The following is a 23,719-nucleotide window of genomic DNA, read 5'->3' on the forward strand; positions in this document are numbered from 1 at the left end:
GGCCGGACCAGGACGGCGGGCGTCCCAGGGCGCCCGGGGCCCGGCACACATGCACCGGCGTCGGGCGTGAAACCTCACCCACGTATGGCCACAGGCGCGCACCTCAAGCGCGTCTATGCCCGCCATACGTTGTCGAACGCCGCCTGCTCGACGTCCCGCCGCAGCCGCTCGGCCTCCAGTTGCGTCACCGCGTCGCCCACCGCGGCCAGCACGGTCGTGACCGCGTCCTCCGTGAGACGTTCGGCGGCCTCGTCCGGCTTCTCCTCGATCCCCGCGGCCGCCAGCAGCGCGGCGAGGACGGGCTCACCCGTGGCTCTGCGCTCCTCCGCGGCACGGCGCGCCTGCGATTGGGCCAGGACCGTGTGGCGGGACCGGAGCCCGAGGGGGCCCCGTGGGTGGATCACCAGCCCGGCGCGCTCCAGGTCGTCGACATAGGCCGCGGCGAGTGCGCCGCCGCGCCGCCACAGCCACTCAGCGACCGTGTCGTACGGCTTCCGCCAGGTGAGCGAGGCAGCCGCCTGGTCCAGCAGACGGTCACCGGTGGCGGCCGGTGTGCCGGGCACCATTCGGTCGCCGTCCATGCGCAGCGCCTTACGCTCCAGCAGATCGATCACCTCGGCGCCGGCGAGCGCCAGGGACAGGTCTCCCTGTGCCACGGACCGCTCGGCCGGCAGAGCCAGGGCGACCAGGATGAGATCGCGTGCGGTGGTCATGAATCCCTCCTCGTCTCCAGCAGCCGCAGCCACACCTCGCTGATGGTGGGGAAGGCGGGCACGGCATGCCACAGACGCTCCACCGGCACCTCCCCGGTGATGGCAACGGTGGCTGAGTACAGCAGCTCGGCGACGCCCGGCCCGACGAATGTGGCGCCGACGACGGTCTGACGTTCTCGATCGATGAGGATCCGCGCCCGGCCCTGGTAGTCAGGGCGGTACTGCACGGCGCCCGCGAGGTGACCGATCTCGTAGTCGACGACCTCGACGTCCCGTCCGGTGCGCTGGGCCTCGCGGACGGTCAGCCCCACGGAGGCGACCTCGGGGTCGGTGAAGACGACGCCGGGGACGGCCTCGCTGTCAGCCGTGCTGCTGTGCGGGGCCCAGCGGCCGGTGATCAGACGCTCGCCCCGGGCACGAGCGGCGATCACGGCTCCGGCGACACGGGCCTGGTACTTGCCCTGGTGGGTGAAGAGGGCCCTGCGGTTGACGTCGCCGACCGCGTACAGCCAGTGTCCGGGCACGGCGGTGACGGTGAGGCTGTCGTCGGTGGTGAGCCAGTCCCCCGGGTTCAGTCCGACGGTGTCAAGGCCGATGTCCTGCGAGCGTGGGGCGCGACCGGTGGCGAAGAGGATCTCGTCAGCGGTGATCACATCACCGTCCGACAAGGTCACCCGGACCTCGTTCCCGCCTTCGCCCACCCGCTCCGCGCCGACGACGGAGACGTCGAACCGCACGTCCGCGCCTGCTTCCCGCAGCCGTTCGGCGACCAACTCGCCCGCGAAAGGCTCCATCCTGGGCAGCAGTCCGCCGTCCCGGGCGAGCAGGGTCACCCGGCTCCCCAGGGCCTGCCAGGCGGTGGCCATCTCGACGCCGACCACACCGGCGCCCACGATCACCAGGCGCTGCGGCGCCCGCTGGGCGCTGGTCGCCTCACGGCTGGTCCAGGGCCACAGCTTCTCGATCCCGGGCAGCGGGGGCAGGGCGGCGCTGCTTCCGGTGCAGAGGGCGACCGCGTGCCGGGCCCGCAGCCGGACGGTGTCGCCCTCGGGAGTCGACACGGACACCTCCCGCGTGCCCGTCAGCCGGCCGTGGCCACGGATCAGTTCGATGCCGGCCGACTTGATCCATTCGGCCTGACCGTCGTCCTGCCAGTCGCCCGACATTCTGTTGCGGTGCGCCAGGACGGCCTCGACGTCCAGTGGCCCCTTGATGGCGGGGTCCAGGCCCGGGACGTGCGCGGCATCGGCGCGCAACAGGACAGGGCGCAGCAGGGCCTTGCTGGGCTCGCAGGCCCAGTACGAGCACTCGCCGCCTGCCAGTTCGCTCTCCACGAGTACGGTGCTCAGCCCCGCGGCGGTGGTGCGGTCCGCGACGTTCTCGCCGACCGGGCCGGCGCCGATCACTATGACGTCGTACGTACGGGAGTTCTCGATCGGCATGGGTCCTCCGGTGGCCGTTTGCCGGTGGGATGGGGTGGGGACGGAGCGGGTCTCAGCGGCCGGGGGCGCGCTCGGTGACCTCCTGCAGGAACCACTCGTTGCCGTCGGGGTCCTTGAAGGCTGCGAAGGTGCCGTAGCTGGCCCGCTCGGGGTGCACGCCGGGCACCCGGTGCGTGTCGCCGGCGTGGTGGAAGGCACCGGTCTCGTCGCGGAACGGCCCGGAGACCTCCACACCCAGGGAAGTCAGCTCTTCCTGGGCCTTGAGGATGTCCGTGACGGTCAGCTGAAGGCCGTGGAGCGTGCCCGCCTCCTGCCGGGTGAGCCCCTCCCCGAAGATGATCGAGCACTCGGAACCGGGCGGGGTCACCTGCACGATCCGGTAGCCGTCGCTCATCGGGAAGTCGGCGTCGAGGCGCCAGCCGAGCTGTTCCACGTAGAAGCCCTTGGCCCGGTCCACTTCGGCGACGGGCAGGATGACGACTTCGAGCTTCATGTCCATGTCTGTGCTCTCACTTTCGGGTGGTTCGTTCGTACGACGGCTGATGCCGTCCGCTCAGTGTCGGCCGCGACACATGTGCGCGGCCTCAGTCACCTGACGGTGTGTTTCGTCCGGACGTTGCTTCCAGGCCCCTGAGCCATGCCGCTACCGGAGTCGAGCACGTCCAGGCGATCGATACGTGTGAGGTGTGAAGGATCCGCCCGCCGATCGCGTGTGCCGAGACCGATGGACTGATGACGGAAGAACAGAGCTTGAGGTGACCGGTCCGGGCGTTGCCTCCGGCGCCGGGGTCGGTCATTCCGCCGGCTGTCGCGTGAAGCTGAAGACGGACGGGCCGTATCCCGAGAGGGCCGCGCTCTCCGCCCAGTTCCACACCTGCGTGTCGGTCGGCCAGCCCCGGTCCCCGTTGCTCGCCGCTTCATGGGGCGTCCGCGCGCCAGAGGCTCGGGCAGGGGCCACACAACTCTGCGGGGCGATCCGTACGTGTGTGTGCGTTGCGGAAGCCATGTCCGGCCCTCACTTCTCGGTAGGTGGTGCTGATGTTGCTGAAAAGTGGCGGGTCCCGTGCAGGGGGAACACGGGACCCGCGGTCCAGGGGACGGATCAGGCGGCGGCGCCGGCGTTGATGGTGACCGGGACGTTGTCGCGCGTGGCCTTGGAGTACGGGCAGATCTGGTGGGCGGCATGCGCGAGTTCCTGGGCGGTGGCCTGGTCGACGCCGCCCAGGACGGGACTGAGCACCGCGGAGAGCGAGAACTCACCGTCGTCGCCGTGGGTGAGAGTTATCTCGGCGGTGATGGTCGTGCTGGTGAGCCGGATCTTGCGCAAGGTGGCCGCGCGGCGCAGAGCACCGAGGAAACACGCGGCCCAGCCGGCGGCCAGCAGCTGCTCCGGATTGGTCGCGGTCCCGGCACCACCGAGTTCCTTGGGAAGGGCGAGGCTGGTCTCCAACAGACCATCGGAGGAGCGGACATGACCGCCGTTCCGGCCTTCTCCGTCAACGTCGACAACTGCGGTGTAGCTGACTGCCATGACTGCTGCTCTCCATCTGGGTCGATTGGTTTCGGACGCCCGCCGACCTGGACACTTTCTCCGCATAACCGGTTGAGGCGGTGACGTAATCATGGCAGCGCGTCCGTCACCGGTCAAGCCGGTGATGAGGTGGGGTCGCACAGTTTCATGCACGGTGCGCCCGCACCGAGGGACGTGGCCCGGCACCCGTCGTAGGGAGTTTCAGAAGGCAGCGCGATGCTGAAGCCAACGACTCTGCTCGAGGCGACCGCTTACCAGGTCAACTCGAAGTTGCACCGCTCGCTCCACACCCAGCCGACCCCCGTGCACATTCCCGGGCCGCAGGGCGGGCTGCGTGCGCGGGCCGGCGTGCGGCGTGCGGCGTGCGGCGTGCGGCGTGCGGCGTGCGGCGTGAGCAACGGCAGCAAGGTGACGGCGGGGCTCTGCCCGCTTAGTCCCGCATGCGTCGGCGAACCTCCGGCGCCCGGGACGCAGACGAGTGTCGTGCCGACGGGCGGTGTGCCGTTGAGGAGGGTGGGCCCCGTAGGGTCGCGGGTATGACGGACGATCAGCAATCGCCCTCTTGGCGACTGCTGCGTCTTCGGGACTCGGCGCGTCACGAGTGATCTCGATGCACAGCTTCCGCCCCTCAGCATCCGGGGCGGAGCACTTCCGGTCGCTGCCCTCGCCACGCAGTCCCGTGATCGGACCGGGATCGGTACGCGTGAATTCGATCGGCGTCTGAGCAAGCGAGTCGATGCCGGAGGTCGCCTGTGGTGCCGGGAAGGTGACGTACGGCTTCTCAGCCGGAGGAACGTTGATCTTGAAGGTGGAGTACGGGGACCAGTCGTTCTCGTACACGTCGCTCGTGGCGTCGTACCCGGAGGAGCGGACCGCGTAGGTGACACCGTTCTTGAGCTTGCCGGCCGGCACCGTGACCGAGGCCGGCTTACCGGCGGTCACCTCGCCGGAGACCAGGACGCCCCACTCGTTCTCGTCGGTCAGCTTGACGACGGTGGCCGTAGGCTTGCCGGCGGAGTCGGTGGTGTGAACCTCGAACGTCGCGGTGGTCTTGTGACCGCTGCGCGCCGTGACGGTGTTACGTAGCGTCGGCGTGGTGGTGTCGGCCTGCCATACGTTGTTGGCCTTGGTGAACGGCGGGCCGACCTCCGGTCCGTTGGGAGTGTTCGGCTCTGGCCGCAACTGCCCGGACGCCGGGGCCGTGAACGGGCGGTGGGCTGTCGGCTTCGCCAGCCGCGTTGGCAGTGCCGGTGGTACCGGCACTCACAACAGACCCCATGACGATCGCAAAGATCGCGCCGAGGGCTAAGCGGCGTCCTGCAGGTGTTCTTGCGGTGAGGCGTATCAACCTGCGACCTCCTTGTGGGAACGTTTGCACGAATCCCATCAGGCCGCTGAGGTGAGAACCATAGCCGAAGTCACGGTTTATGTGACAACGGAAAGAGATGAGTCATTCGGGCGGCCCCGCAGGGGCGGGCTGAAGGCCGTCTCGATGAATCGAGTGCTTTCGGTGGAGGTCGGGAAGTTGCGCCGAGCGGGACGAAGCCCGGCAGCAGCCGCCGCACCGCCAGAAACTGCTCACCTGGACACTCATGCTCTGCCCCCCGGGGCAGGGGACGCGTCGCCTGCGGTGGCGCGGGTGCCGAGGTGGTTACAGGTCCGTTGTCCCAGAGAACGGGGCCGGACCTGTATGAACCGGGCTGGGGCGGGGCCGGATGTGTGAGGGCGCTCCGCCTTTCAGGTAGTGAGCCGCCTGTCCGGGCGTCAGATCAGCCCTCTCACATGCGGGTTGTCATATTTTCCAGTTGCCCGTCTTCTTTCGCCCCCAGAAACGCCAAGGCTTGCCCGCTCATGCCCGATGGACCGAATCTGACGCCCCCCACTCGCGGCCTACGCACACGCATGCTGAGGATCTGCGCCGCGTGCGCCGCCACTACGGTTGCGGCCTCGCTCGCCGCCTGCTCCCCCGTCGGCCTGCCCTCTCGGACACAAGGCCCGTCAGTACGGGCGGCGGTGCCGGTACCCGGCCCACCGCGTGAGAGCCGCACCACGACACTTGCCCGGGCGCTGAAGCCCCTCCGGCCGGACGGGAGAACACGGCTGGGGGTGGCGGTACTCGATCTGGACAGCGCCGACCAGGAGGTCGCCGCCTACAGGTCGAACGAGTCGTTCGACACGGCCAGCATCAGCAAACTGGGCATCCTCGCAGCGCTGCTGCTCAAGGCGCAGGACGAGGACCGTGCGCTGACGGCTGCGGAACGCGAAGACGCCGAGGAGATGATCCGCACCAGCGACAACGAAGCGGCCAACACTCTGTGGCAGACGATCGGCGAGGCCGAGGGCCTCGACGCGGCACATGAACGGCTGGGACTGAAGGCGACCAAGGGCGGCCCCGGCACCAGCTGGGGCCTCACCCAGACCACCGCGAGCGATCAGATCCGACTGCTGCGCACCATCTTCACCCGGGGACCGGCCGCCTCCCCCGGCCCGCCGCAAGGGCTCGACCAAACCTCGCGCGCCTCCATCCGCCACCTGATGGCCCACATCACCGACGACCAGAGCTGGGGAGTCTCCGCAGCCGCCTCCCCCGGCTCCCGATGGGCCCTGAAGAACGGCTGGAACCAACGCAACACCACCGGCCTGTGGGTCATCAACAGCGTCGGACACGTCACCGTGCACGGTCACCACTACCTGATCTCCGTCCTGAGCAGCGGCAACCCATCGATGAAGAGCGGCATCAAACTCGTCGAACGGGCCACCCGGGCAGCCATCGGTGCGGCTACGACGCACGCACGGCCATGGCCACAGTGAGCCACCCGGCCCCCACGGCCCACCCTGCCGCCCTCGCGCCCTGGCCCAGCATGGGTTCGCGTCACCGTGAACAGGTGAGGGGTCGGTGACGGCGCGTCAGTGACCGGCCCGTGAGCCGTCCCTCGCCCGAGCCGGGACGGCGCTCCCTCTCTGCTCCGGACCATCTGATGCGCACGGACGGCGTCGCCGACACGCTGCCTATGGAGTAATGAGCCGTTGCGGCGGCTCGCCAGGTCACGTTGTGCTCATGCAGTGGCCGTAGGGAGGCGGAGAGGCGGGGCATGGGTGAGGAGAGCGTGGACCGGGCGGAGGGTTTCGGCGAGCGGCTGCTCGGCCTGCTGCTGGACCGGGTGCCTCTGATGCCACCGCAGTTGATCGCGCCGCTGGTCGCGGAGGAGGTGGCCAGGATCGGGGGTCGTGACGTCTCCATCCTGCTCCAGGACTACGCGCAGGACGTGCTGGTGCCGCTCGTGGGCAGGAAGCTGCACGTCGGCCAGCCCGAACCGATGGCCGAATCCCCCGCAGGCCGGGCCTTCCTGAGCGCGGACGTCGTCGAGGTGGAACAGAACCATGGCGGCGGCGTGCGGATGTATCTGCCGCTGCTGGACGGCAGCGACCAGGTGGGAGTGCTGGCCCTGACCCTGGACGCCGTCGGCCATGACGACCGACGCCTCCTGCGCAGGCTCGCCAGCCTGGTCGCCGACGTGCTGGTCACCAAGAACGCCTACACCGACATGTTCTTCCTGGCACGGCGTCGGGAGCCGATGAGTGTCTCCGCGGAGATCCAGTGGAACCTGCTACCGCCGCTGACGATGACCGTGCCGCAGATCGAGGTGGCGGGCATCCTGGAGCCCGCTTACCGTGCCGCCGGGGACAGCTTCGACTACGCCCTCAACGACAACATCCTGCACATGGCCGTGATCGACGCGATGGGCCACGGCCTGGACGCCGCCGTCATGGCGACCGTGGCCATCGGCGCCTATCGGCACGCCCGGCGCGTCTTCGTCAGCCTGGCCGAGAAGTACAAGTACATGGACGACGCGATCTCCCGGCAGTTCGGGCCCGACCACTTCGTCACCGCCCAGCTGATGCACATCAACATCGCCACCGGCGAGCTGGAACTGGTCAACGCGGGCCACCCCGCACCTCTGTTGATCCGGGAAGGTCGGGTCACGCGGCAACTGGAGAGCGCCACAACACTCCCGGTCGGCTTCGGCGGTGAACAACCCCGAATCCGCCAGCATCTCCTCCAGCCCGGCGACCGGGTGCTGTGCTACACCGACGGCATCATCGAAGAACACGTCACCGGCAGCGAACCGTTCGGTGAGGATCGCCTCATCCGCTGCGTCAACCGCCTTGGCGAAGAGCCATCCCAGGGAGTACGAGCCGACCTGCGACGGCTCTCCCACACGCTGAAGACGGAACGAGGCGGACGCACCAGCGACGACGCCACCCTCTTCATGGCCCAATGGCACGGCCACACGGCAGACCACCTGACCGTCGTCTGAACAGCCGCCTCGCCCACCAACGAACCTGGCACCGTCACCCCCGGGAACACCCTCCCTCCCGTGTCCCAGCGGCTGCGGTGTCGCCCATGCGCACGTGCCGGTGCGGGCCGGTGCAGGTGACGGGGCGGGCGTTCTCCCGGGGGGACCTCTGTGTTGCCGTCGTCAGCCGATGAGAGCCTGGGTGATCTGCCGGGTGGTCTGCGCGGCGACTTGCGGGTTGACGGCGGCGTAGGTGGTGTAGGCATTCAGACCGGTGGCCAGGGCCCAGCCACGCCCCCGCATCCAGGTGGCATCGTCCACGCCGAGGGCGTCACGGAAGGCGGTTCGGCTGTCGGCCGTCATCAGAGTGAAGGCGATCATCAGGTCGCAGGCCGGGTCACCGATGCCGAGTCCGCCGAAGTCGATGACGGCTGTGAGGTGGCCGTCGAGGGTCAGCAGGTTGCCGGTGTGGAAGTCGCCGTGGAACCAGACCGGAGGGCGGTCCCAGCCGGGGGCGCTCAGCGCCGCGTCCCACAGGGCGGTCATCGCTGTGGCGTCGAACGTGCCATCGACCTTGGCGATGGCGAGCCGCGTCTCGTGGTCCCGGTCGGACAACGGCGGCCCGGTGAGGTCTTCCCGGGTGTTCTCGGCGGGGACGCCTTCGGGGGCGAACCGCTGCAAGGCGGCCAAGAAGTGGGCCAGTTCAATGGCGCCCTGGGCGGAGTCGGCAAGCGCCTCGACGGTCGCGACCTCACCGTCCAGCCAGCGGGACACCGCCCAGGGCCAGGGATAACCGAAGTCCGGCTCCCCCACCCCCACCGGCACCGGGATGGCCAGCGGAAGGTGTTGGGCGAGTCGAGGCAGCCACTCGAATTCCTTCCTGGCCTGCCCGATCGCTCCGGCATGGCGTGGCAGCCGGACGGACAGCTCCTCGCCCAGCCGGTAGATCACGTGGTCGGAGCCGGCCGGGTTGAGCAACTTCAAGGGCAGTTCCGCCCATTGCGGGAACTGTGTATCGACCAGGCGCCTGACCAGTGCCCCATCAATCCGAGGGCGAGTGTCTGCAACGCTTGCGGTCACCGAAGGCAACTCCTGTGGCCGGCCCGATCCCTGCGACGGGCAGTCGGAGCCATCACAAGGGTTCGCGGCTCCGCCTGTCGACCGAATTTCACAGCGCACCACGGAACCTCATCGGAGCGTGGTCGCCACGCAGCCTCACTGACGCTGAGTGGCGACCCACGCCGTTGTGTTGGTTGCCCTGGGGACCGGGAGGCCGACTCTGCAAGCTTCACCGCTGGTGCTGCTTTCGCGTCCTGCGGCGAACCTGCAGCCACGCCCTCGGCGCGTCAGGCCGGCGTTCCCCGCCGGTCAGACGAACGCACTCTCCCCAGTGATCGCCTTGCCGACGATCAGCGTGTTCATCTCCCTGGTTCCTTCGAAGGAGTAGATCGCCTCCGCGTCCGCGAAGAAGCGTGCGACGTCGTAGTCCAGGACGATGCCGTTTCCTCCGAAGATCTCCCGCGCCCAGGCCACGACTTCGCGCATACGAGCGGTCACGTGCGCCTTCGCCAGTGAGGAGTGCTCGTCCCGGAACACTCCGCTGTCCTGCAGCCGCGCCAGTTGCAGGAGCATGCCCCAGCTCGACGTGATGTTGCCCAGGCTCCTCACCAGGAGGTCCTGCACGAGCTGGAAGCCGGCGACCGGCCGACCGAACTGCTGGCGCTCGGTGGCATAGCGCAGCGCCAGTTCGTAGGCGCCGATCATGACGCCCAGCGCCTGCCAGGCGACGCCGCTGCGTGTGGCGCGCAGGATCTCGGCGACGTCACGGAAGGAGGACGCGTTCTGCAGCCTGTCGCTTTCCGGGACGCGAACATCCTCGAGCGTGATGTCCGCGTTCTCCACCATGCGCAGTGAGGTCTTGTTCTCGATCTTCTCCGCCGTGAACCCCGGGGTCCCCTTGCCGACGACGAACCCCTTGACCTGGTCGTCGTCGACGTCCCGGGCCCAGACCACCACATGGTCGGCGAACGTCGCGTTGCCTATCCAGCGCTTGGCGCCGTTGAGCACCCACGTGTCGCCGTCCCGTCGGGCCGTGGTGCGCATGCCGGCGGCGATGTCGGAACCGTCGAGCGGCTCGGTGAGTGCGAACGCCCCGACGGTGTCCATTCTGGCCATCGAGGGCAGCCAGCGGTCACGCTGCGCCTGGTCTCCACCGGCCTGGATGGCGTACATCGCGAGCCCGTTGTGGACGCCGAAGAAGGTGGCGACCGAGGCGTCGACCCGGCTCATCTCCATCGCCATCATCCCGGTCAGGAGGTGGCTGGCCGCGGGGCCGTGGTCGCCGTAGCCCTCATACGGCAGTCCGACAAGTCCGCTCTCCCGGAACCGGCCGATCAACTCCTTGGGGAATACACCCTCGGCCCAGTGCTCGGCCACCATGGGCGCGACCTGGTCCCGCATGAACTCCCGCGTCTTGACCAAGACCTTGCGCTCCTCAGGCGACAGGGCGCCTTCGAAGTCGTAGATATCGGCGGCGTTCTGCGAATCCGTATGCGTAGTCATGCACCCCGTCTTCCACGCTTCCGCCGCGTAATGCGTGAGCCTGGAGTGAGTCCTGTCGTCTGCCGAGTCACTCTCGGCGGCGCATGGGGCAGAGGGCGCCGGCGTTAGCGCTGCGAGACGTGCCGGCCAACGATCAGGGCGTGGAGGTTGCCCTCATGGCTGTCACCGCACACTCCCACCGGATTTGGTTCGCACTGTTGTGCGTAACTTCGTAAGATCACGGCGCGAGGCGGTGCCGCAGTGGCCGACTGCTCGCCCAAGAACCTCGGAGAATCCCATGCGCCGTCCTCTCGTGCTCGTCGCTGCCGCCGCGCTGCTGTGCGTCGGCTGTTCCACAGCCGACGCCGGAAACGGCGACAAGGCTGCGGCCGTGTCACCGTCGTCCCCGTCGTCGTCGAGCTCTGGCTCCGCCGGCTCCGCCGTACGAGCGGCCGTCGCGGCTCTTCGCGAGGACAGCGCCGGGTTCCGCCAGAAGATCGAACTGGAGGGTGAGGGCCAGGTATACGGCCTCACCGTCGCCGGCGGTTTCGACTTCGCCGCGGACAAGGGACACCTGGCGGTCGACCTTCCCGGCGGTGCCATCGACCACAGCGAACAGGTCTTCGCGGACGGCAAGATCTACATCAGCGGTGTCCAGGGGATCGGCAAGGACGCCTGGGGGGTCATGCCCCGGGACAAGGCGCAGGCCCACTACCTGCTGCGGGCCCCGCTCAACGACCCGGAGTACGTCCTGCAGCAGATCGCCGCGATGCGCGAGATCTCCCGGGAGGGCGAGGAGAACGTCCAGGGAGTACGTGCCGTGCACTACCGCGGCATCCTCGACCACCGGACCGTCACTCTGCGCATGGCCCCCGATGTCAGCGCGAGGACGGACCGGGCCCGCGACGTCTTGGGCAGTGACCTCCCGGTCTTCGCGGACGCATGGGTCGACGGCCGGGGCCGCCTGGTGCAGACCCGCATGAACGTCAACATGTCCGGGGCGCAGGTGACGTCGACCATGACCCTGTCGGACATCGGCGAGCCGGTCCGCGTGACCGTTCCGCGGCCTGCGGACACGGTCCCTGTCACGGAGGTCGGCGGCATCCTGAACGGGTGAGCCGGACGGCCACCGGGCGGTCCCGGGCAGGCATCGGGTGGTCGGAGGGCCACCGGGCGGCCGGACAGGCATCGGGCGGCAGGGGCAGGCACCGGGCAGCCCGGGCACGCACCGGGCAGCCGGACAGGCACGGGCGGCCGGGCAGGCGCCAGTCCGCCGAACGGCCCGCAGGCACGGGTCGCTCCCGCACCGCGACGCTCTTGCGGCTGCGTCACGACGGTGGTCACGGGGAGTATCAACCGGCAGCCACGATCGAATCGGCAACGCGGCGAGCACTGTGCGATGTGCGATGTGCGATGTGCCACGGTGCACGCCCGGATACGCGTTGCACGCGGCGATCGCTCCCCGTTTGACATGGTTCGGGCCGGTGGCATCGTGGAAGGCGGGGCCGAGGTTGGGAGGTTCGACGTGGCATCCGGTTCCGCATGGCGTTCTGCAGCGCGGCAACTGCCGCTGAGGCTCTCCGTCGGTGCGTTCTTCCTCAACTCCGGACTGGCGAAACGCAACGCGGACGAGGCCACCGCCGAGCAACTCCATCAGTTCGCCTCCGGCACCTACCCATTCCTGGGCAAAGTCGACGCGCAGACGTTCACCCGGCGGCTTTCCACCGAGGAGATCGCCATCGGGGCCGCGCTGCTTCTGCCGGTCGTCCCTGCCGCTGTTGCCGGGGCCGCGCTCACGGCGTTCTCGTGCAGCACTCTCGGGCTGTACCTGCGTACGCCGGGCATGCGCCAGGAAGGCAGCCTGGCTCCCACCGAGCAGGGGATCGCGCTGGCCAAGGACGCCTGGATACTGGGCATCGGCCTCGCCCTCATCGCCGAGGGCGTCAACGGACACCGCGGACCCACATGCACTGCCCGCGGCCCTCGGCGCCACAGGCGGCGACGCTGATCAGGCCATCACACCCAGGGGAATGACTCCAGGGAAGCCGCTATGGCTTGGACGAGATGGTTCTTCGAGCCCGGCCATACCGGCGCGGAGTTCCGGGCGAGACACATGATGATCACCTACGTGCGCGGGCAGCTCAAGAACGTGCACGGCTGGCTGCATGTCGATCCCGACGAGCCGGAGAAGGCCCGCGTGAGCGCGACCATCGACGCGACGCAGGTGTACACCGGTCAGCCCGACCGGGACGCCCATCTGCGCAGCGCCGACTTCTTCGACGTGGAGCATCACCCGACGTGGACGTTCGCCGGCGTGTCCGTTCAGCAGTTCAGTACGACCGAGTTCGAGGTCGTCGGAGACCTCACCGTGCGGGGTGTCACCCATCCCGTGGCGTTCGACGTCACCTACTTGGGACAGTGGGACACGCCCTGGTGGGAGGACGGTCACGACCTGGGCCCCAGGAGGCGTGCCGGGTTCACGGCCACCACCCGCATCAATCGCCATGACTTCGGGGTGAGTTGGAACGACGCGGTCGACCGGGGCGGAGTCGTCGTCAGCTCCATGGTCGATGTCGTGGTGGACATCGAGGCCGTGCTCGAGGCCGGCGAGACGGCTGCCTGAGGACGGTTCGACGGCTTGGTCGACCGTGCGGGGCTCGATGCCGTCGGGGTTCTGCGGTTCGAGCTCAAGGTTCTTGACGCCTCTGGTCCGCTCTGTCCGGCACTCTTCCAAAACGACTTGCCCAGGTGCAATCCTGCTCAACAGGAGCAGCCCGGATAACCGGGGAGTCCGCGTCTGGTCTGGGTGAGGAGGTGTTCATCTCCCGGTGTCGGTATGGATGGCATGTGTATGGGGCCTTCTGGGGGCCAGTGCCATCGAGGCTCATCAACTGCACAGCGCCATTGGCCGGGTGAAGAACCTTCCGTGGAGGGTCCAAGGCGAGTTACCGCTCAAGCCGTACTTGGTGGCCCTGGTGCTCAGACTCGCGCTGGGCGTGGGGATGGCCGCGGCGTTCGGAGCCTCCGGGCAGGCGGGTGGTCCAGTGGGGGTGGTTGCCGTCGGAATTGCCGCGCCCAAGGTCCTGGAACAACTGGCCGGCGGGAGGTTGGCAGAGCTCGAGATGGTCCGGGCAGGCCGGGGCGGCGGGTCCGCTGACCGGCCGGACGCAGGAGCCGAGTCTGAGCAGGGTGCTGCGGCAGACTCCTTGCAGTCCCACGTCGATGCAACGCGTCTTTCCGAACCTGTCCCCGATCAGCGTTCTGGTTCGGGCCCCGCCCCGGCGGAAGGAGCAGGCGATGGCTGAGTCATTCATGCAACAACTCATCACCTCGCTCGCACGCCGCACACCCGTCCTTGACGAGTCGCCACCGTCCCAGAGCGGCCCATCGGACACCATCACGCAGGCGCATCGCCCGGCCAAGTCTCATCTTCTGGCAGAAGACCGTCCCGACTTCGAGCGCACACTGGACGAAGTACTCACCGCGGAAGCCACTGGCCACCCGACGGCGCGCCTCAGTGCCGAGCAACTCCGAACCATGGCGCTCGCAGCGTCCGGGCTCATCGCGGCGACTGCGGCTTCGGAGTACGCGCAGTACGTTGAGGTGCGGGAACGGGTCAAGGACACACAGGGATCTGGAGCGCCGCTCACGGATGATCAGCCAGATAGGCGGCCCGGTACTTCGCTTATGGCGGTCCTTGCCGTCCTTACGCCCGTGCTCTTCGGAGTCGCCGCCGTGATCTTCCTGCTGGTGGGTTACGCACTGGGTATGACAAGTCCGAAACCGGCGGTCGCCTCAACATTGCTCACCGCAGGGTGGTCGTTCGCTGCAGCCACGGCGGCAAGCTTGATGAGCGCCATGATCGGCCTCCTGTTGTCGGCCCTGCGCCACCGCGCCGCGTATGAGGAATGGGTTGGCAACGAGGACGTGGCCGAAGCGAGGGAAGCCTGGCGGCAGGCGCTACGCAGGCGTGGAATCGAGCCGTTCCTGCGTGAGGTGCGCAACGCTGTGAGTAGAAGCCTGGATCAAGACGAGGATTTGTAGCCGCCGGTACTTCAGCGTCCTGCGCATGGCTTCGCGGCGGTGGAGTCATCCGGTCCTCGGCACATGCCCCAACTATCACGCGAGGTTCTTCGGCAGGACGAGAACTCCCCTCATTTGCATCGGGACGCTGGGGGCTCGATTCTGCTTGACACGGACGGCTGGAATCGCGCGGCATTCTTGGCCGTATCGAGGACGAAATATAGTCGGCGCCTCAACGCACCGGCCGTTCGGGGACCTTCGGGAGAACCTTCTCAGCTATGTCGAGGAGGGCGCCGTCGTCGGGCAGGGCTCCGGACGTGCTCCACACGGTGATGTCGAAATAGCCGCCGCGGTCCTTACGGTCCAGGGCCACGGTGAGAGTCCTGGCCAGGGGGCCTTGTTCGACCGGTCCCCCGGAGCCGCCATTCATGAGATCGATCTCGATCTTCATGGTGTGATCCGAGAAGAAGACCGCGGGCCGACCGAGCACCGTAAGCGTCTTGATGTCCGTCTCCGTCCCGTACTTCATCAGCTTCACGTACTGATCAATCGTCAGCTCGTTGTATGTGGCCGAGACATTCACCGTGTACGTGTCGAACGCGATCTGGGCCTCAGGTTGGGCCACCTTGCCATCAGTGAGCGGCGCGGTGTTGTTGGTGCCGGAGGCAGTGGACGCCGTCTCCGCAGGCGTTCCCAGGAGCTTGGCGAGGTCCGACCGGTTGAGCGCCTTGCACAGTTCCTCACCGGTCACAGGCGGGGGCGTCTTCTTGAATGCCTTTGGCAGCGCCTCGTGCGTCTCACCGGAACAGGAGGCGGGCTCCGAGGCGACCTCCTCGGACGGCATCACGCGTGGACCCACCCACAGCACGGCGGCAATTGCCCCGAACACGGCCACGGCCGCGATGGCCTGAACCCATGGGTTGTGATCCTTCTCCGCGGTGGCCGAGCCGGTACCCGACCCAGGCACCGCCGCAGCAGGGGCCTGGGGCTGAGCCTGGGCCGGGGCCCCGCCCTGGGCCTGGTCGGCTGCCACGTCCGTAGGACCTGCTGCAGAGACTGCCTCACTCGGTTTGCGGCGTGCGCGCAGCGCCCGGACCACCGCGTACACGCGAGTCGCGGTGAACACGAGGAACACCAGGCCGAGACCGGCCGCGACCCGATCCTGATCACGGACGGCGAGATACATGATCCGTACGCCGAGAACGGTCCCGACCGCGATGAGGAGGGGCTCGCGGACCCAGAACGGCAGGAGACGGATGAGGAAACCGAGCATCCGGTGATCACATCAGGCCAAGGTCACATCCGCCGTGGTGGAAGCCACAGTTCCGGGCACATACAGGGCCCGCCGAAGCGCGGCCTCACCCCGCGGGAGGCTCCCTTGCAGGTGCTTCTCCTGGGCATCGGGGCAAATCCCACCATTTGGGAACAGGGCCGGGCGGCCGTAGGGGCGTTCACCTCCCGGAACAGCGGTTCATTCGGCCGGCGTCTCGCCTGCCTCGTCCGCGACCCCGACATCCAGCAGCGCCTCGTCCGCCGAACCCAGGAAGTCGAGGGACTCCTTGTCGAAGACCCAGACCGTACGGCTCTCGCGCTCTTCGAAGCTGAGGCCGATGCCGGAGCGGCCGGTGTAGTCCTTGGCGCCGGTGACCACCGAGACGCCGGGGATCTTCGCGGCCGCGCGGTAGAGCGCGGCGTCCAGTTCGGGCAGGAGCGTGGCGGTGGGCAGCATGTCTCCGATCCTCTCCAGCGCCGCACTCTGCCTGACCTGGCCCTCTCCCTTCGTGCCGGCATAGATCTTCTCCAGCAGCGCCTCGGGTTCGGTGGGCAGTGCCCGAAGCTCACGGAAGGTGGTGACGTTCGGGTCGGGGCTCAGCCTCATGTCGCGGGTGCCCTTCGAGTACGAGGAGAACGGGTCCCCGGGCCGGAACGGCGGACCCTCCAGCACGGTGACCCGGCGCAATCCGGCGCGCCTTCCGTCGACGGCGGTCCAACTAGCCTCGCGCAGGACCCGGATGTCCGTGTCCGAGAACTCCATGGAGCCCTGCGTGCGGACGTAGACGTACTGGTCGTCCTGGACGGGCACGGACTGCTTCGCGGCGGCGACCTCGGCGATGCGATTGAGGAGGTCCACCGCGTCGGCGTCGGTCGTGGTGGACTTGGAGCCGGCGGAGCCGACCAGGACGGCGGCGACGATCGCTGCCGCCGTGGCGAGAGGTACGGCGACGACAGCGATCCGGCGGCGGAGGGCGCGCGTTCGCCCGCCGTGGTCGGCTGCCGACTCGAAGTCCGTGCGATCCAGGGCTTGCTCGGTGAGCTCACTCATCAGGTGGTCCTTCAGCAGGTCGTGGCGGTCGCTCGTCAGGACCGGCTCACCCGGGCTCGGCAGCAGCCTGGCCAGTTCCTCGCGTTCTTCGGGGTTCATCGGTGTTTCTCCTGTGTCGACCGGGCCGTTTCGGGACGGCCACCCGGTACCTGTCCGGTGCGCGGGTCGAGTCCCGGCTTTTTCTGCTGAGGCGGAACGTCACGTATCGCGTCGGCACTTGGCTGCCGAGGGGGCGTGGCCGGCCGAGCAGCGGACGTGTGTCGGGCCAACTCCGCCTCCGACAGGGCCCGTAGACGCTGCCTGGCCCGGGCGAGCCGCGACCGTACGGTGCTCGCCGGCACACCGAGGGCCTCCCCTGCGGCCGCGTAGCTCAGACCCGACCAGACGCACAGCGCGAACACTTCACGCTCGGCTCTGCGCAGCCGGCCGAGCGCGGTACGCGCAGCCGCGAGCCGCTCGGCCTGTTCGATGCCGTCGACGAGGTCCTCTGCGAAGTCGGGCACGGTGTCACGGTCCGCCGGACGGTGGGGGAGCCGGGCGAGCGCGGCGCTGTGCCGGCGGGCGGCGCGGCGCGTGTTGCGCAGAACGTTGGTCGCAATGCCGTACAACCAGGGGCGCAGTCCCTCGTCGTCAGACGCGACGGCGTCTTCAGGCGGTGGCGCGGCTTCGGGTCTCAGTCTCTCCCTGAGCCGCCAGGCTTCGAGGAAGGTCAGGGACACCACGTCCTCCGCGGTGCTCCGGTCTGCCGACAGGCGGGCGGCATGACCGTAGACGGCCCGGGCATGTGCGCCGAACAGCTCGGCAAAGGCTTCCGGATCGCCGGCGCGTATCCGGTCGCGCAGGGAAAGTTCCACAACCAGCCCTGTCCGCTCGGCACTCGTCGTCTCTGTGGCGACGATCACATCACGAGCGGATCCTCCCACTCGCCTCCGAGACGAGACGGCCCTGTGTCCCCCAGAACTGACGTTGGTCGATTCAGCTGTAGATGTCCCGCCCGGGAGCACACAGAGGGTCCGTCACCGCGGCGTCGCGGCGAATGAAGAGGGCCGACTCGCCGCCGTTGACCGGGATCACCCAGCAGAGCTGGAAGTGCCGGCGAAGGACTTCTCGCTTGGTGATCTCTGCGGGGGTGTTGTCCAAGGGCTGACCGGGACGGTCGCGCAGGACGTTGATCTCACGGTGCCGGAGCATGCGCTGCCGGATGACGTCCGGGGACGCCTCGACGCCGTACAGGGTGCCGGAGGCGTTCGGCGTCTGCTGCAGCGCGATGTCGTCGAGCGGACCGAAGACCGCGGGCCGGGCAAGCACCCACACGCGGCGGCGCGCAGGCAGGAACAGGACCGGTTCAGGGTCTCCCGGAACGGTGACGGTGAGCCCCCAATAGCTCTCCACCGTGTCCGTGCGGCTGGCAGGCAGGCGCATCTGCCAGTACCAGGGGCCAAGCACTGAGACGAGGGTGAAGGCGACTGCTGCCGCCGCTTGCAGCCGGCGCCGCCTGCGTGTCGGGTGCGTCTCCGCTCGGAGGATCCGCTGCCCGTGCCGTAGGGCCTGACCGACGAGGAGCGCCAGCCCGGCCATGCAGTACAGGACGTAGCGATCGACGTACCAGGGGCGTGCCAGGGACACCGCGATCAGGAACCCGGCCGGGACGATCAGCAGCGGCACACCGATCGCCGGAAGAGTCACCGTCCTCGCCGCGCCCGGGTCCTGCTGACGAAGCAGGAGCCCCAGGGCGATTGCCGCGGCGGCGGGCACCGCGAACCCCAGCCAGTCCTGCAGGCTCGGACGGCCCAGCCAGTCCAGCTGCGCCGACGCCTGACCGGCACTCACCACGGCAAGCGGCGCCACGGCGCAACCGACGACGCCGATCACCAGCAGCCAACGACGCACGAGGCGGCTCATGCAGCCGCTGCGCGAGAGCGTCACGGCGTGCGCGAGGATCACCAGGAGAGCGAACACGTGCAGCCACCCGGCCAGCAGCAGCAACCCCGCGTACCCGGCCCACCAGCGCCGTCGGCCGTCCTGCAGCGCGCGGACGAAGAACCACGTCGCCCATACCACCGCGGCGCTCACCAGCGCGTATGAGCGGGCCTCCTGCGCGTAGAACTGCACTTGCGGAACACACAGGAAGGCGACCCCGGCCAGGAACCCGGTCGCCGGATCGCCGAGTCGGCTGCCGATGGCGTGTACTCCCAGGACAGCGGTCATCGTGCTGAGCACCGACAGGGCCCGCAACGTCAGGACACCGTCGTCCCATACCGCGAGGGCCAGGTGCGCCAGGAAGTAGTACAGCCCGTGGACGGCGTCGATGTTCTGCACCAGGTGCCACAACTCACCGAGGGAGCGCTTCCCCACGGCGTAGCTCACGGTCTCGTCGCGCCACGACGACGCGTCGCGGTCGAGCTTCCAAAGGCTCGTCAGCCCGACGAGCAGGACGAGAAGTACCGCGAGCAGCCTCCGATACCAGTGGTTCAGCCGATGTCGATCATGCCGCGGATGCCGCAGGTCATGCGCCCCGCGCGTCTCCAGCTGGCTGAGCACCGCTGTCACGGAGGCTCGGAGCCACAACGGCAACGACCGTAAGCGCTCGCGCAGGGACCCAAGACGTCCGAGCTTGACTGCCTGCACCAAAGCCCCCCCCCCGCGATCAACCTTCTTCGTGTCCAGCCCAGTTGTGCCGATTCGGCTGCATCAGATGGAACCTACCGGCTGCCGGGACGCCCCTCCAGCACACCTATCGCTCCCCTAGTTGACCAGCAGGATCTTGCCGATGTGACCGCCCTCTTCCATGAGCCGGTGGGCCTCCGCGGCTTCGGACATGGGGAGGGTCCGGTCGGTGACCAGCTCTACGGTTCCGTTCTCGATCAACGGCCAGACCTGGTCCTGCACTTCGGCGACGATGGCCGCCTTCTGCTCCTTGGAGCGGGTGCGCAGGGTGGTGCCGTACACGGAGATGCGCTTGAACACGATGTCGGCGAGGTCCAGCCGGCCCTCCAGGCCCTTCTGCAGGCCGATGACGACCAGGCGCCCGTCGGCGGCCAGGGAGCGGATGTTGCGTTCGAGGTAGTCGCCACCGACCACGTCGAGAATCACGTCGTACGGTCCATGCTCGGTGAAGTCCTGGGTGCGGTGGTCGATCGCCACGTCGGCGCCCAACTCAGTGGCCCGGGCCGCCTTTTCCGGACCGCCCACGGTGGTGACGACACGGGCTCCGAGCGCCTTGGCGATCTGGATCGCCATGGTGCCGACGCCACCGGCCCCGCCGTGCACGAGGAGGGTCTCGCCGGCCCTCAGCTGCGCGGTCATGACGATGTTGGACCAAACCGTGGCGGTGACCTCGGGAAGGCCGGCCGCCTCGACGAGGTCGATCCCGTCGGGAATGGTGAGCAACTGCCCTGCGGGCACGGCGACCTTCTGGGCGTAGCCACCGCCGGTCAGCAGCGCGCAGACCGGGTCACCGACCTGCCACCCGGTCACTCCCTCACCGACAGCGCTGATGCGGCCCGATACCTCGAGGCCCGGGTAGGGGGACGTCCCCGGCGGCAGTGGGTAGAGGCCCCAGCGCTGCATGACGTCCGCCCGGTTCAGGGCACTGGCCGCCACGTCGATGACCACTTCTCCGGCGGCGGGCTTCGGATCGTCGACATCGATCCACTCCAGCACCTCGGGGCCACCGGGTTCCTTGATCGACACGGCCTTCATGGGTACTCCGTTCACAGGTCTTGAGGCAAAGGGCTCCTTCGGGCGTCCGGGCCGAGCGTGCACGTGACGAGCCGTGCGGCGCCGAAAGGCGTCACGGCTCCGGGAATGCGGCACAACGCCAGGGACGCGGTACCGAGAGGAACAGGCGCATAGTCCTGCTGCGCCCGGTACAACCGAGGGCCAGATGTTTACAGTGCACACATTAGGTCATGGAAGTACGCGGTGTCAACATTCACGGTCTCCGCTCCCCCGCCCCTCAGGGCCTGGTGTCGTGGGGCAGGGCGAAGCGGAAAGCGCCCGCTCCGCTGCCCAGTTGCAGCCAGAGGTGCTCGGGCTGGGTGACGACGCGCAGGGCGATGGCCGCGCATCCGGGGCAGCGAGCGGTCAGGCCGGGCTCAGGGCCGTAGACGTGCAACTGAGCCATGGTCGCCGGCAGCCGGCAGGAAGGGCACAACCGCCATGCCGTGGTCGGGTCGATCGCGAAGACGTCCCCGAGCGGGCCGGCCAGGGCGTTGCCATCGAGGTACAGCGGATGCTCGTTCATGGCGGGGGTTCCTCACTGTGCGGCGCGGGTGTGTCAGCCGAAACGCTCGGTACGGATCTGGTGGGGTGCGTATCCGCCGGCCAGGAGGAGCGTGCTGACGTGCTCGACGAATCCGGTCGGACCGCAGACGTAGCAGCGGAGGTCCTTGGAAGGAGGAAGGCCCTGTACGTCGCCTTCGGTCATGCGTCCCGCGGAGCGTTCGGAGCCTTGCGGTGCTCGGCGTGTGTAGATGCGCAGGACGCGGACGGGGTCCTCCGCGGCGTCGAGTTCCGTGGCGTACCAGACCTCGTCCGGGTCGCGGACGGAGTACACGAGCGTGCAGGACTCGTCCGACGCCGATGCCAGCCGTGCGCGCAGCATGGCCATCAAGGGCACGATGCCGGAGCCTCCGGCGATCAGCAGGAGCGGGCCGCGGTCCTGCGGCGTCCACACGAACCATCCTCCGAGCGGCCCCTTGACCTCGACCGCGGCACCGACGGGCAGGGTGTCGGCGAGGTACGGCGAGACTTCACCGCCCGCTGGCGCCTGGACGCCCAGCTCGATGCCGTCGGTGTCGGCGGGTGCCGCGAGTGAGTAGCTGCGTACGGCCTGGTATCCGTCGTCGGCGGTCAGCCGTACGTCGACGTGCTGCCCGGGCAGATGTCCCGGCCACTCGGGAACCTCGAACTTCAGGGTGCGGCCGGTCGCTGTCTGGTCCGTCCGCCCGGTGAGGCGGGCCCGTCGCCATCCGTGCATCAGTCGTTCCAGTAGCGCTGTTCACGCCAGGGGTCGCCGTAGTCGTGGTAGCCGGCGGACTCCCAGAAGCCGGGTTCGTTGTCGAGGGTGAGACGAAGACCCTTGACCCATTTCGCCGACTTCCAGAAATACAGGTGAGGGATCAGCAGGCGGGCCGGTCCGCCGTGGTCCGGGGAGAGCGCGTAGCCGTCGAAGGAGTGCGCCAACCAGGCCTTTCCGTCGGTGACGTCCTCCAGCGGGAGATTGGTGGTGTAGCCGTCGAAGGACTCGGCGACGACGAAGTCGGCCCCGGTCTCCAGCTGGTCGAGGAAGGCGTCGAGCGGGACGCCCCGCCAGGGGGTGTCGAACTTCGACCACCGGGTCACGCAGTGGATGTCGACCGTGGGCTCCTCCTGCGGGAGGGCCATCATGTCGTCCCACGTCCAGGCACGACTCTCGCCCGCCTCCGTGGTCACGGTGAACGACCACCGGTCGGTCGGGATCCGGGGAGTGGGCCCGGCGGACAGGACAGGAAACATCTCCGTCGGATACTGCCCCGGCGGCAGCCGGCCCTCGAACGCGTGGGTCTTCCCATGGAACCCTGGAGACAAGCTGTCCATGGGTTCATTCCTCTCGCTGCGGTCGCCCTCCGCCGACATGTCGTCCAGGGAGGGGGCGGGCGGGGTATACAGCTCATGATCCGCGCCTGTGCGCACGGCGCAACCCGAGGTGATGGGCCTCTGCGGCTCCCCGGCAAGAGCGTGTGGGCAGGTGCGCACCATCTACGGGTGTCTGGAACGGTCGAGTTGGCGCGGGTGGCGCGGGTCCCGCCCACGGCGTTCTTCCCGGCGCGGTGAGTGCGGGCCGCCGGCGGTGGGAGGGCGATGGAACTGAGCCGGCGGGCCTGTCCCGGCTTGGGTCGAGCCCTTTCCGGAACAGGGTCCGGCGTGCGGTCAGGGCCGCCGCACCGCCGTCGCGTTCACATCGGCGACGATTCGTTCGGCGAGGCGCTCCGAGGTCGCCGGGTTCTGCCCCGTGTACAGGTTGCGGTCGACGACCACGTGGGGCCGCAACGGCAGTCTGGACTTGGAGTACTCCGCACCGCTCTCGCGCAGCCGGTCCTCCAACAGCCATATCGCCTTACGGCCGAAGCTGTTGAACTTCTCCTCCGCATTCGACAGGCCCGTCATCCGATATCCGGTGAACGGCCAGGACCCGTCCTCGTTCCGCGCCGCGAAAGCCGCGGCAGGCGCATGGCACAACAACGCCAGCGGCTTGCCCGAACGCAGCACCCGCGTGATCAGCTCGCCCGAGACCGCGTCGACCGACAGATCCTCCATCGGACCGTGCCCACCCGGATAGAACACCACGTCGAAGTCGTCCGGATGCATCTCCGCCAACACTCGCGGACTGTTCAACTCGCCCTCGATCGACTCCAGATACGCGGCCACCTCACGCAGCTTCGACGGCCGGCCGGCCGTCCACGACATGCTGAGGCGGTCCAGCGTCGGAACCTTCCCGCCCGGCGTCGCGAGGGTGATCTCCCACCCCGCCGCGGAGAAGACCTTGTGCGGCATGGCCAGTTCCTCGCCCCAGAACCCCGACGGATGCACCTCCCCGTTCCTCAACGTCCAACGATCAGCTGCCGACACGACAAACAGCACTCTGGTCATGACGACTCTCCTCTACCGAGACGGACCCACCATCGATCCGGTGGACATGTCAACCGGGTCCGACGCGAGAACCTCGAACCGTTCTCACCCGGGGCCGGGTGTGGGTGACCGGTGCGAGCACCCGCAGGCACCTGTCCGTAGCGCCCGCGACCCTGGTGTTGACAGTGCTTACATTACCCTCTTACAGTCATGTGTGCACCGCTTACATGAATGCG

22 protein-coding genes are annotated in these 23,719 nt (G+C 68.6%); 6 read left to right on the forward strand and 16 right to left on the reverse strand.

Annotation, left to right across the window (positions count from 1 at the left end; genetic code table 11):
* Positions 1-113: 113 nt before the first annotated feature.
* The 5 genes from ACGFW6_RS01005 to ACGFW6_RS01025 form a co-directional block, all read right to left on the reverse strand.
* On the reverse strand, positions 114-713 hold the full coding sequence (locus tag ACGFW6_RS01005) for a GPP34 family phosphoprotein (protein ID WP_393503075.1): 600 nt from the start codon (positions 711-713) through the stop codon (positions 114-116).
* The gene (locus ACGFW6_RS01010) at positions 710-2,155 is read right to left on the reverse strand and encodes a dihydrolipoyl dehydrogenase family protein (RefSeq protein WP_393503077.1); all 1,446 of its coding nucleotides are present in this window, start codon (positions 2,153-2,155) and stop codon (positions 710-712) included. The genes ACGFW6_RS01005 and ACGFW6_RS01010 overlap by 4 nt, the downstream gene beginning before the upstream one ends.
* A gap of 52 nt (positions 2,156-2,207) precedes the next feature.
* Positions 2,208-2,654, reverse strand: coding sequence for a VOC family protein (locus ACGFW6_RS01015; protein ID WP_393503079.1), 447 nt, complete (start codon positions 2,652-2,654; stop codon positions 2,208-2,210).
* A 603-nt stretch (positions 2,655-3,257) separates the two neighbouring features.
* The gene (locus tag ACGFW6_RS01020; protein ID WP_393503081.1) at positions 3,258-3,686 is read right to left on the reverse strand and encodes an organic hydroperoxide resistance protein; all 429 of its coding nucleotides are present in this window, start codon (positions 3,684-3,686) and stop codon (positions 3,258-3,260) included.
* A gap of 201 nt (positions 3,687-3,887) precedes the next feature.
* Positions 3,888-4,949, reverse strand: coding sequence for a hypothetical protein (locus ACGFW6_RS01025; protein ID WP_393503083.1), 1,062 nt, complete (start codon positions 4,947-4,949; stop codon positions 3,888-3,890).
* Between the two features lie 843 nt (positions 4,950-5,792).
* On the opposite strand from ACGFW6_RS01025, the gene ACGFW6_RS01030 reads away from it, so the two are divergent.
* Positions 5,793-6,497, forward strand: a complete 705-nt coding sequence (locus tag ACGFW6_RS01030; protein WP_393503085.1) for a serine hydrolase — start codon at positions 5,793-5,795, stop codon at positions 6,495-6,497.
* 281 nt (positions 6,498-6,778) lie between these two features.
* The gene (locus ACGFW6_RS01035) at positions 6,779-8,005 is read left to right on the forward strand and encodes a PP2C family protein-serine/threonine phosphatase (RefSeq protein ID WP_393503087.1); all 1,227 of its coding nucleotides are present in this window, start codon (positions 6,779-6,781) and stop codon (positions 8,003-8,005) included.
* 162 nt (positions 8,006-8,167) lie between these two features.
* Here the strand turns inward: ACGFW6_RS01035 and ACGFW6_RS01040 are convergent, their stop codons facing one another.
* Both ACGFW6_RS01040 and ACGFW6_RS01045 read right to left on the reverse strand, forming a co-directional pair.
* Entirely contained in the window at positions 8,168-9,064 is an 897-nt protein-coding gene (locus tag ACGFW6_RS01040) for an aminoglycoside phosphotransferase family protein (RefSeq protein WP_393503089.1), read from the reverse strand.
* 288 nt (positions 9,065-9,352) lie between these two features.
* Positions 9,353-10,546: an acyl-CoA dehydrogenase family protein gene (locus ACGFW6_RS01045; RefSeq protein WP_393503091.1), complete on the reverse strand. Its 1,194-nt coding sequence runs from the start codon at positions 10,544-10,546 to the stop codon at positions 9,353-9,355.
* Between the two features lie 277 nt (positions 10,547-10,823).
* On the opposite strand from ACGFW6_RS01045, the gene ACGFW6_RS01050 reads away from it, so the two are divergent.
* The 4 genes from ACGFW6_RS01050 to ACGFW6_RS01065 all read left to right on the forward strand — a co-directional run bounded on the left by ACGFW6_RS01050 (position 10,824) and on the right by ACGFW6_RS01065 (position 14,569).
* Complete coding sequence (locus ACGFW6_RS01050) at positions 10,824-11,642, forward strand: hypothetical protein (RefSeq protein WP_393503092.1); 819 nt, start codon at positions 10,824-10,826, stop codon at positions 11,640-11,642.
* Positions 11,643-12,050: 408 nt separating this feature from the next.
* Positions 12,051-12,533 (forward strand): hypothetical protein, encoded by a 483-nt coding sequence (locus ACGFW6_RS01055; RefSeq protein ID WP_393503094.1) that lies wholly within the window; start codon positions 12,051-12,053, stop codon positions 12,531-12,533.
* A gap of 42 nt (positions 12,534-12,575) precedes the next feature.
* Positions 12,576-13,148, forward strand: coding sequence for a YceI family protein (locus ACGFW6_RS01060; RefSeq protein ID WP_393503096.1), 573 nt, complete (start codon positions 12,576-12,578; stop codon positions 13,146-13,148).
* Between the two features lie 674 nt (positions 13,149-13,822).
* Positions 13,823-14,569 (forward strand): hypothetical protein, encoded by a 747-nt coding sequence (locus ACGFW6_RS01065; RefSeq protein ID WP_393503098.1) that lies wholly within the window; start codon positions 13,823-13,825, stop codon positions 14,567-14,569.
* A 211-nt stretch (positions 14,570-14,780) separates the two neighbouring features.
* Here the strand turns inward: ACGFW6_RS01065 and ACGFW6_RS01070 are convergent, their stop codons facing one another.
* From ACGFW6_RS01070 to ACGFW6_RS01110, 9 genes are all read right to left on the reverse strand, one after another.
* On the reverse strand, positions 14,781-15,821 hold the full coding sequence (locus ACGFW6_RS01070; RefSeq protein WP_393503099.1) for a DUF6215 domain-containing protein: 1,041 nt from the start codon (positions 15,819-15,821) through the stop codon (positions 14,781-14,783).
* A 198-nt stretch (positions 15,822-16,019) separates the two neighbouring features.
* Positions 16,020-16,970: a CU044_5270 family protein gene (locus ACGFW6_RS01075; RefSeq protein WP_393503101.1), complete on the reverse strand. Its 951-nt coding sequence runs from the start codon at positions 16,968-16,970 to the stop codon at positions 16,020-16,022.
* Positions 16,967-17,725 carry an RNA polymerase sigma factor gene (locus ACGFW6_RS01080; protein ID WP_393505035.1) on the reverse strand — a complete coding sequence of 253 codons (759 nt, stop codon included), beginning with the start codon at positions 17,723-17,725 and terminating at the stop codon, positions 16,967-16,969. The genes ACGFW6_RS01075 and ACGFW6_RS01080 overlap by 4 nt, the downstream gene beginning before the upstream one ends.
* Before the next feature lie 121 nt (positions 17,726-17,846).
* Positions 17,847-19,421: a glycosyltransferase family 39 protein gene (locus tag ACGFW6_RS01085; RefSeq protein WP_393503103.1), complete on the reverse strand. Its 1,575-nt coding sequence runs from the start codon at positions 19,419-19,421 to the stop codon at positions 17,847-17,849.
* Between the two features lie 195 nt (positions 19,422-19,616).
* Positions 19,617-20,573: an NAD(P)H-quinone oxidoreductase gene (locus tag ACGFW6_RS01090; protein ID WP_393503105.1), complete on the reverse strand. Its 957-nt coding sequence runs from the start codon at positions 20,571-20,573 to the stop codon at positions 19,617-19,619.
* A gap of 256 nt (positions 20,574-20,829) precedes the next feature.
* Entirely contained in the window at positions 20,830-21,117 is a 288-nt protein-coding gene (locus ACGFW6_RS01095) for a DUF6510 family protein (protein WP_393503106.1), read from the reverse strand.
* A gap of 33 nt (positions 21,118-21,150) precedes the next feature.
* Complete coding sequence (locus ACGFW6_RS01100; protein ID WP_393503108.1) at positions 21,151-21,852, reverse strand: ferredoxin reductase; 702 nt, start codon at positions 21,850-21,852, stop codon at positions 21,151-21,153.
* Positions 21,852-22,451, reverse strand: coding sequence for a molybdopterin-dependent oxidoreductase (locus tag ACGFW6_RS01105; protein ID WP_393503110.1), 600 nt, complete (start codon positions 22,449-22,451; stop codon positions 21,852-21,854). The genes ACGFW6_RS01100 and ACGFW6_RS01105 overlap by 1 nt, the downstream gene beginning before the upstream one ends.
* A 333-nt stretch (positions 22,452-22,784) precedes the next feature.
* A complete protein-coding gene (locus tag ACGFW6_RS01110; protein ID WP_393503112.1) occupies positions 22,785-23,504 on the reverse strand; it encodes a type 1 glutamine amidotransferase domain-containing protein in 720 nt (239 codons plus the stop codon).
* Positions 23,505-23,719 lie beyond the last annotated feature (215 nt).

The sequence above is a fragment of the Streptomyces sp. Y7 genome, from assembly GCF_043195415.1.
Lineage (GTDB): Bacteria > Actinomycetota > Actinomycetes > Streptomycetales > Streptomycetaceae > Streptomyces.

Bases quoted from the DNA above. Each gene is read 5' to 3' on its own strand.
- ACGFW6_RS01005 (WP_393503075.1), bottom strand. From the start codon at position 713: ATGACCACCGCACGCGATCTCATCCTGGTCGCCCTGGCTCTGCCGGCC.
- ACGFW6_RS01095 (WP_393503106.1), bottom strand. From the start codon at position 21,117: ATGAACGAGCATCCGCTGTACCTCGATGGCAACGCCCTGGCCGGCCCG.
- ACGFW6_RS01015 (WP_393503079.1), bottom strand. From the start codon at position 2,654: ATGGACATGAAGCTCGAAGTCGTCATCCTGCCCGTCGCCGAAGTGGAC.
- ACGFW6_RS01065 (WP_393503098.1), top strand. From the start codon at position 13,823: ATGGCTGAGTCATTCATGCAACAACTCATCACCTCGCTCGCACGCCGC.
- ACGFW6_RS01070 (WP_393503099.1), bottom strand. From the start codon at position 15,821: ATGCTCGGTTTCCTCATCCGTCTCCTGCCGTTCTGGGTCCGCGAGCCC.
- ACGFW6_RS01035 (WP_393503087.1), top strand. From the start codon at position 6,779: ATGGGTGAGGAGAGCGTGGACCGGGCGGAGGGTTTCGGCGAGCGGCTG.
- ACGFW6_RS01105 (WP_393503110.1), bottom strand. From the start codon at position 22,451: ATGGACAGCTTGTCTCCAGGGTTCCATGGGAAGACCCACGCGTTCGAG.
- ACGFW6_RS01075 (WP_393503101.1), bottom strand. From the start codon at position 16,970: ATGAACCCCGAAGAACGCGAGGAACTGGCCAGGCTGCTGCCGAGCCCG.
- ACGFW6_RS01020 (WP_393503081.1), bottom strand. From the start codon at position 3,686: ATGGCAGTCAGCTACACCGCAGTTGTCGACGTTGACGGAGAAGGCCGG.
- ACGFW6_RS01045 (WP_393503091.1), bottom strand. From the start codon at position 10,546: ATGACTACGCATACGGATTCGCAGAACGCCGCCGATATCTACGACTTC.
- ACGFW6_RS01110 (WP_393503112.1), bottom strand. From the start codon at position 23,504: ATGACCAGAGTGCTGTTTGTCGTGTCGGCAGCTGATCGTTGGACGTTG.
- ACGFW6_RS01060 (WP_393503096.1), top strand. From the start codon at position 12,576: ATGGCTTGGACGAGATGGTTCTTCGAGCCCGGCCATACCGGCGCGGAG.
- ACGFW6_RS01050 (WP_393503092.1), top strand. From the start codon at position 10,824: ATGCGCCGTCCTCTCGTGCTCGTCGCTGCCGCCGCGCTGCTGTGCGTC.
- ACGFW6_RS01100 (WP_393503108.1), bottom strand. From the start codon at position 21,852: ATGCACGGATGGCGACGGGCCCGCCTCACCGGGCGGACGGACCAGACA.
- ACGFW6_RS01090 (WP_393503105.1), bottom strand. From the start codon at position 20,573: ATGAAGGCCGTGTCGATCAAGGAACCCGGTGGCCCCGAGGTGCTGGAG.
- ACGFW6_RS01010 (WP_393503077.1), bottom strand. From the start codon at position 2,155: ATGCCGATCGAGAACTCCCGTACGTACGACGTCATAGTGATCGGCGCC.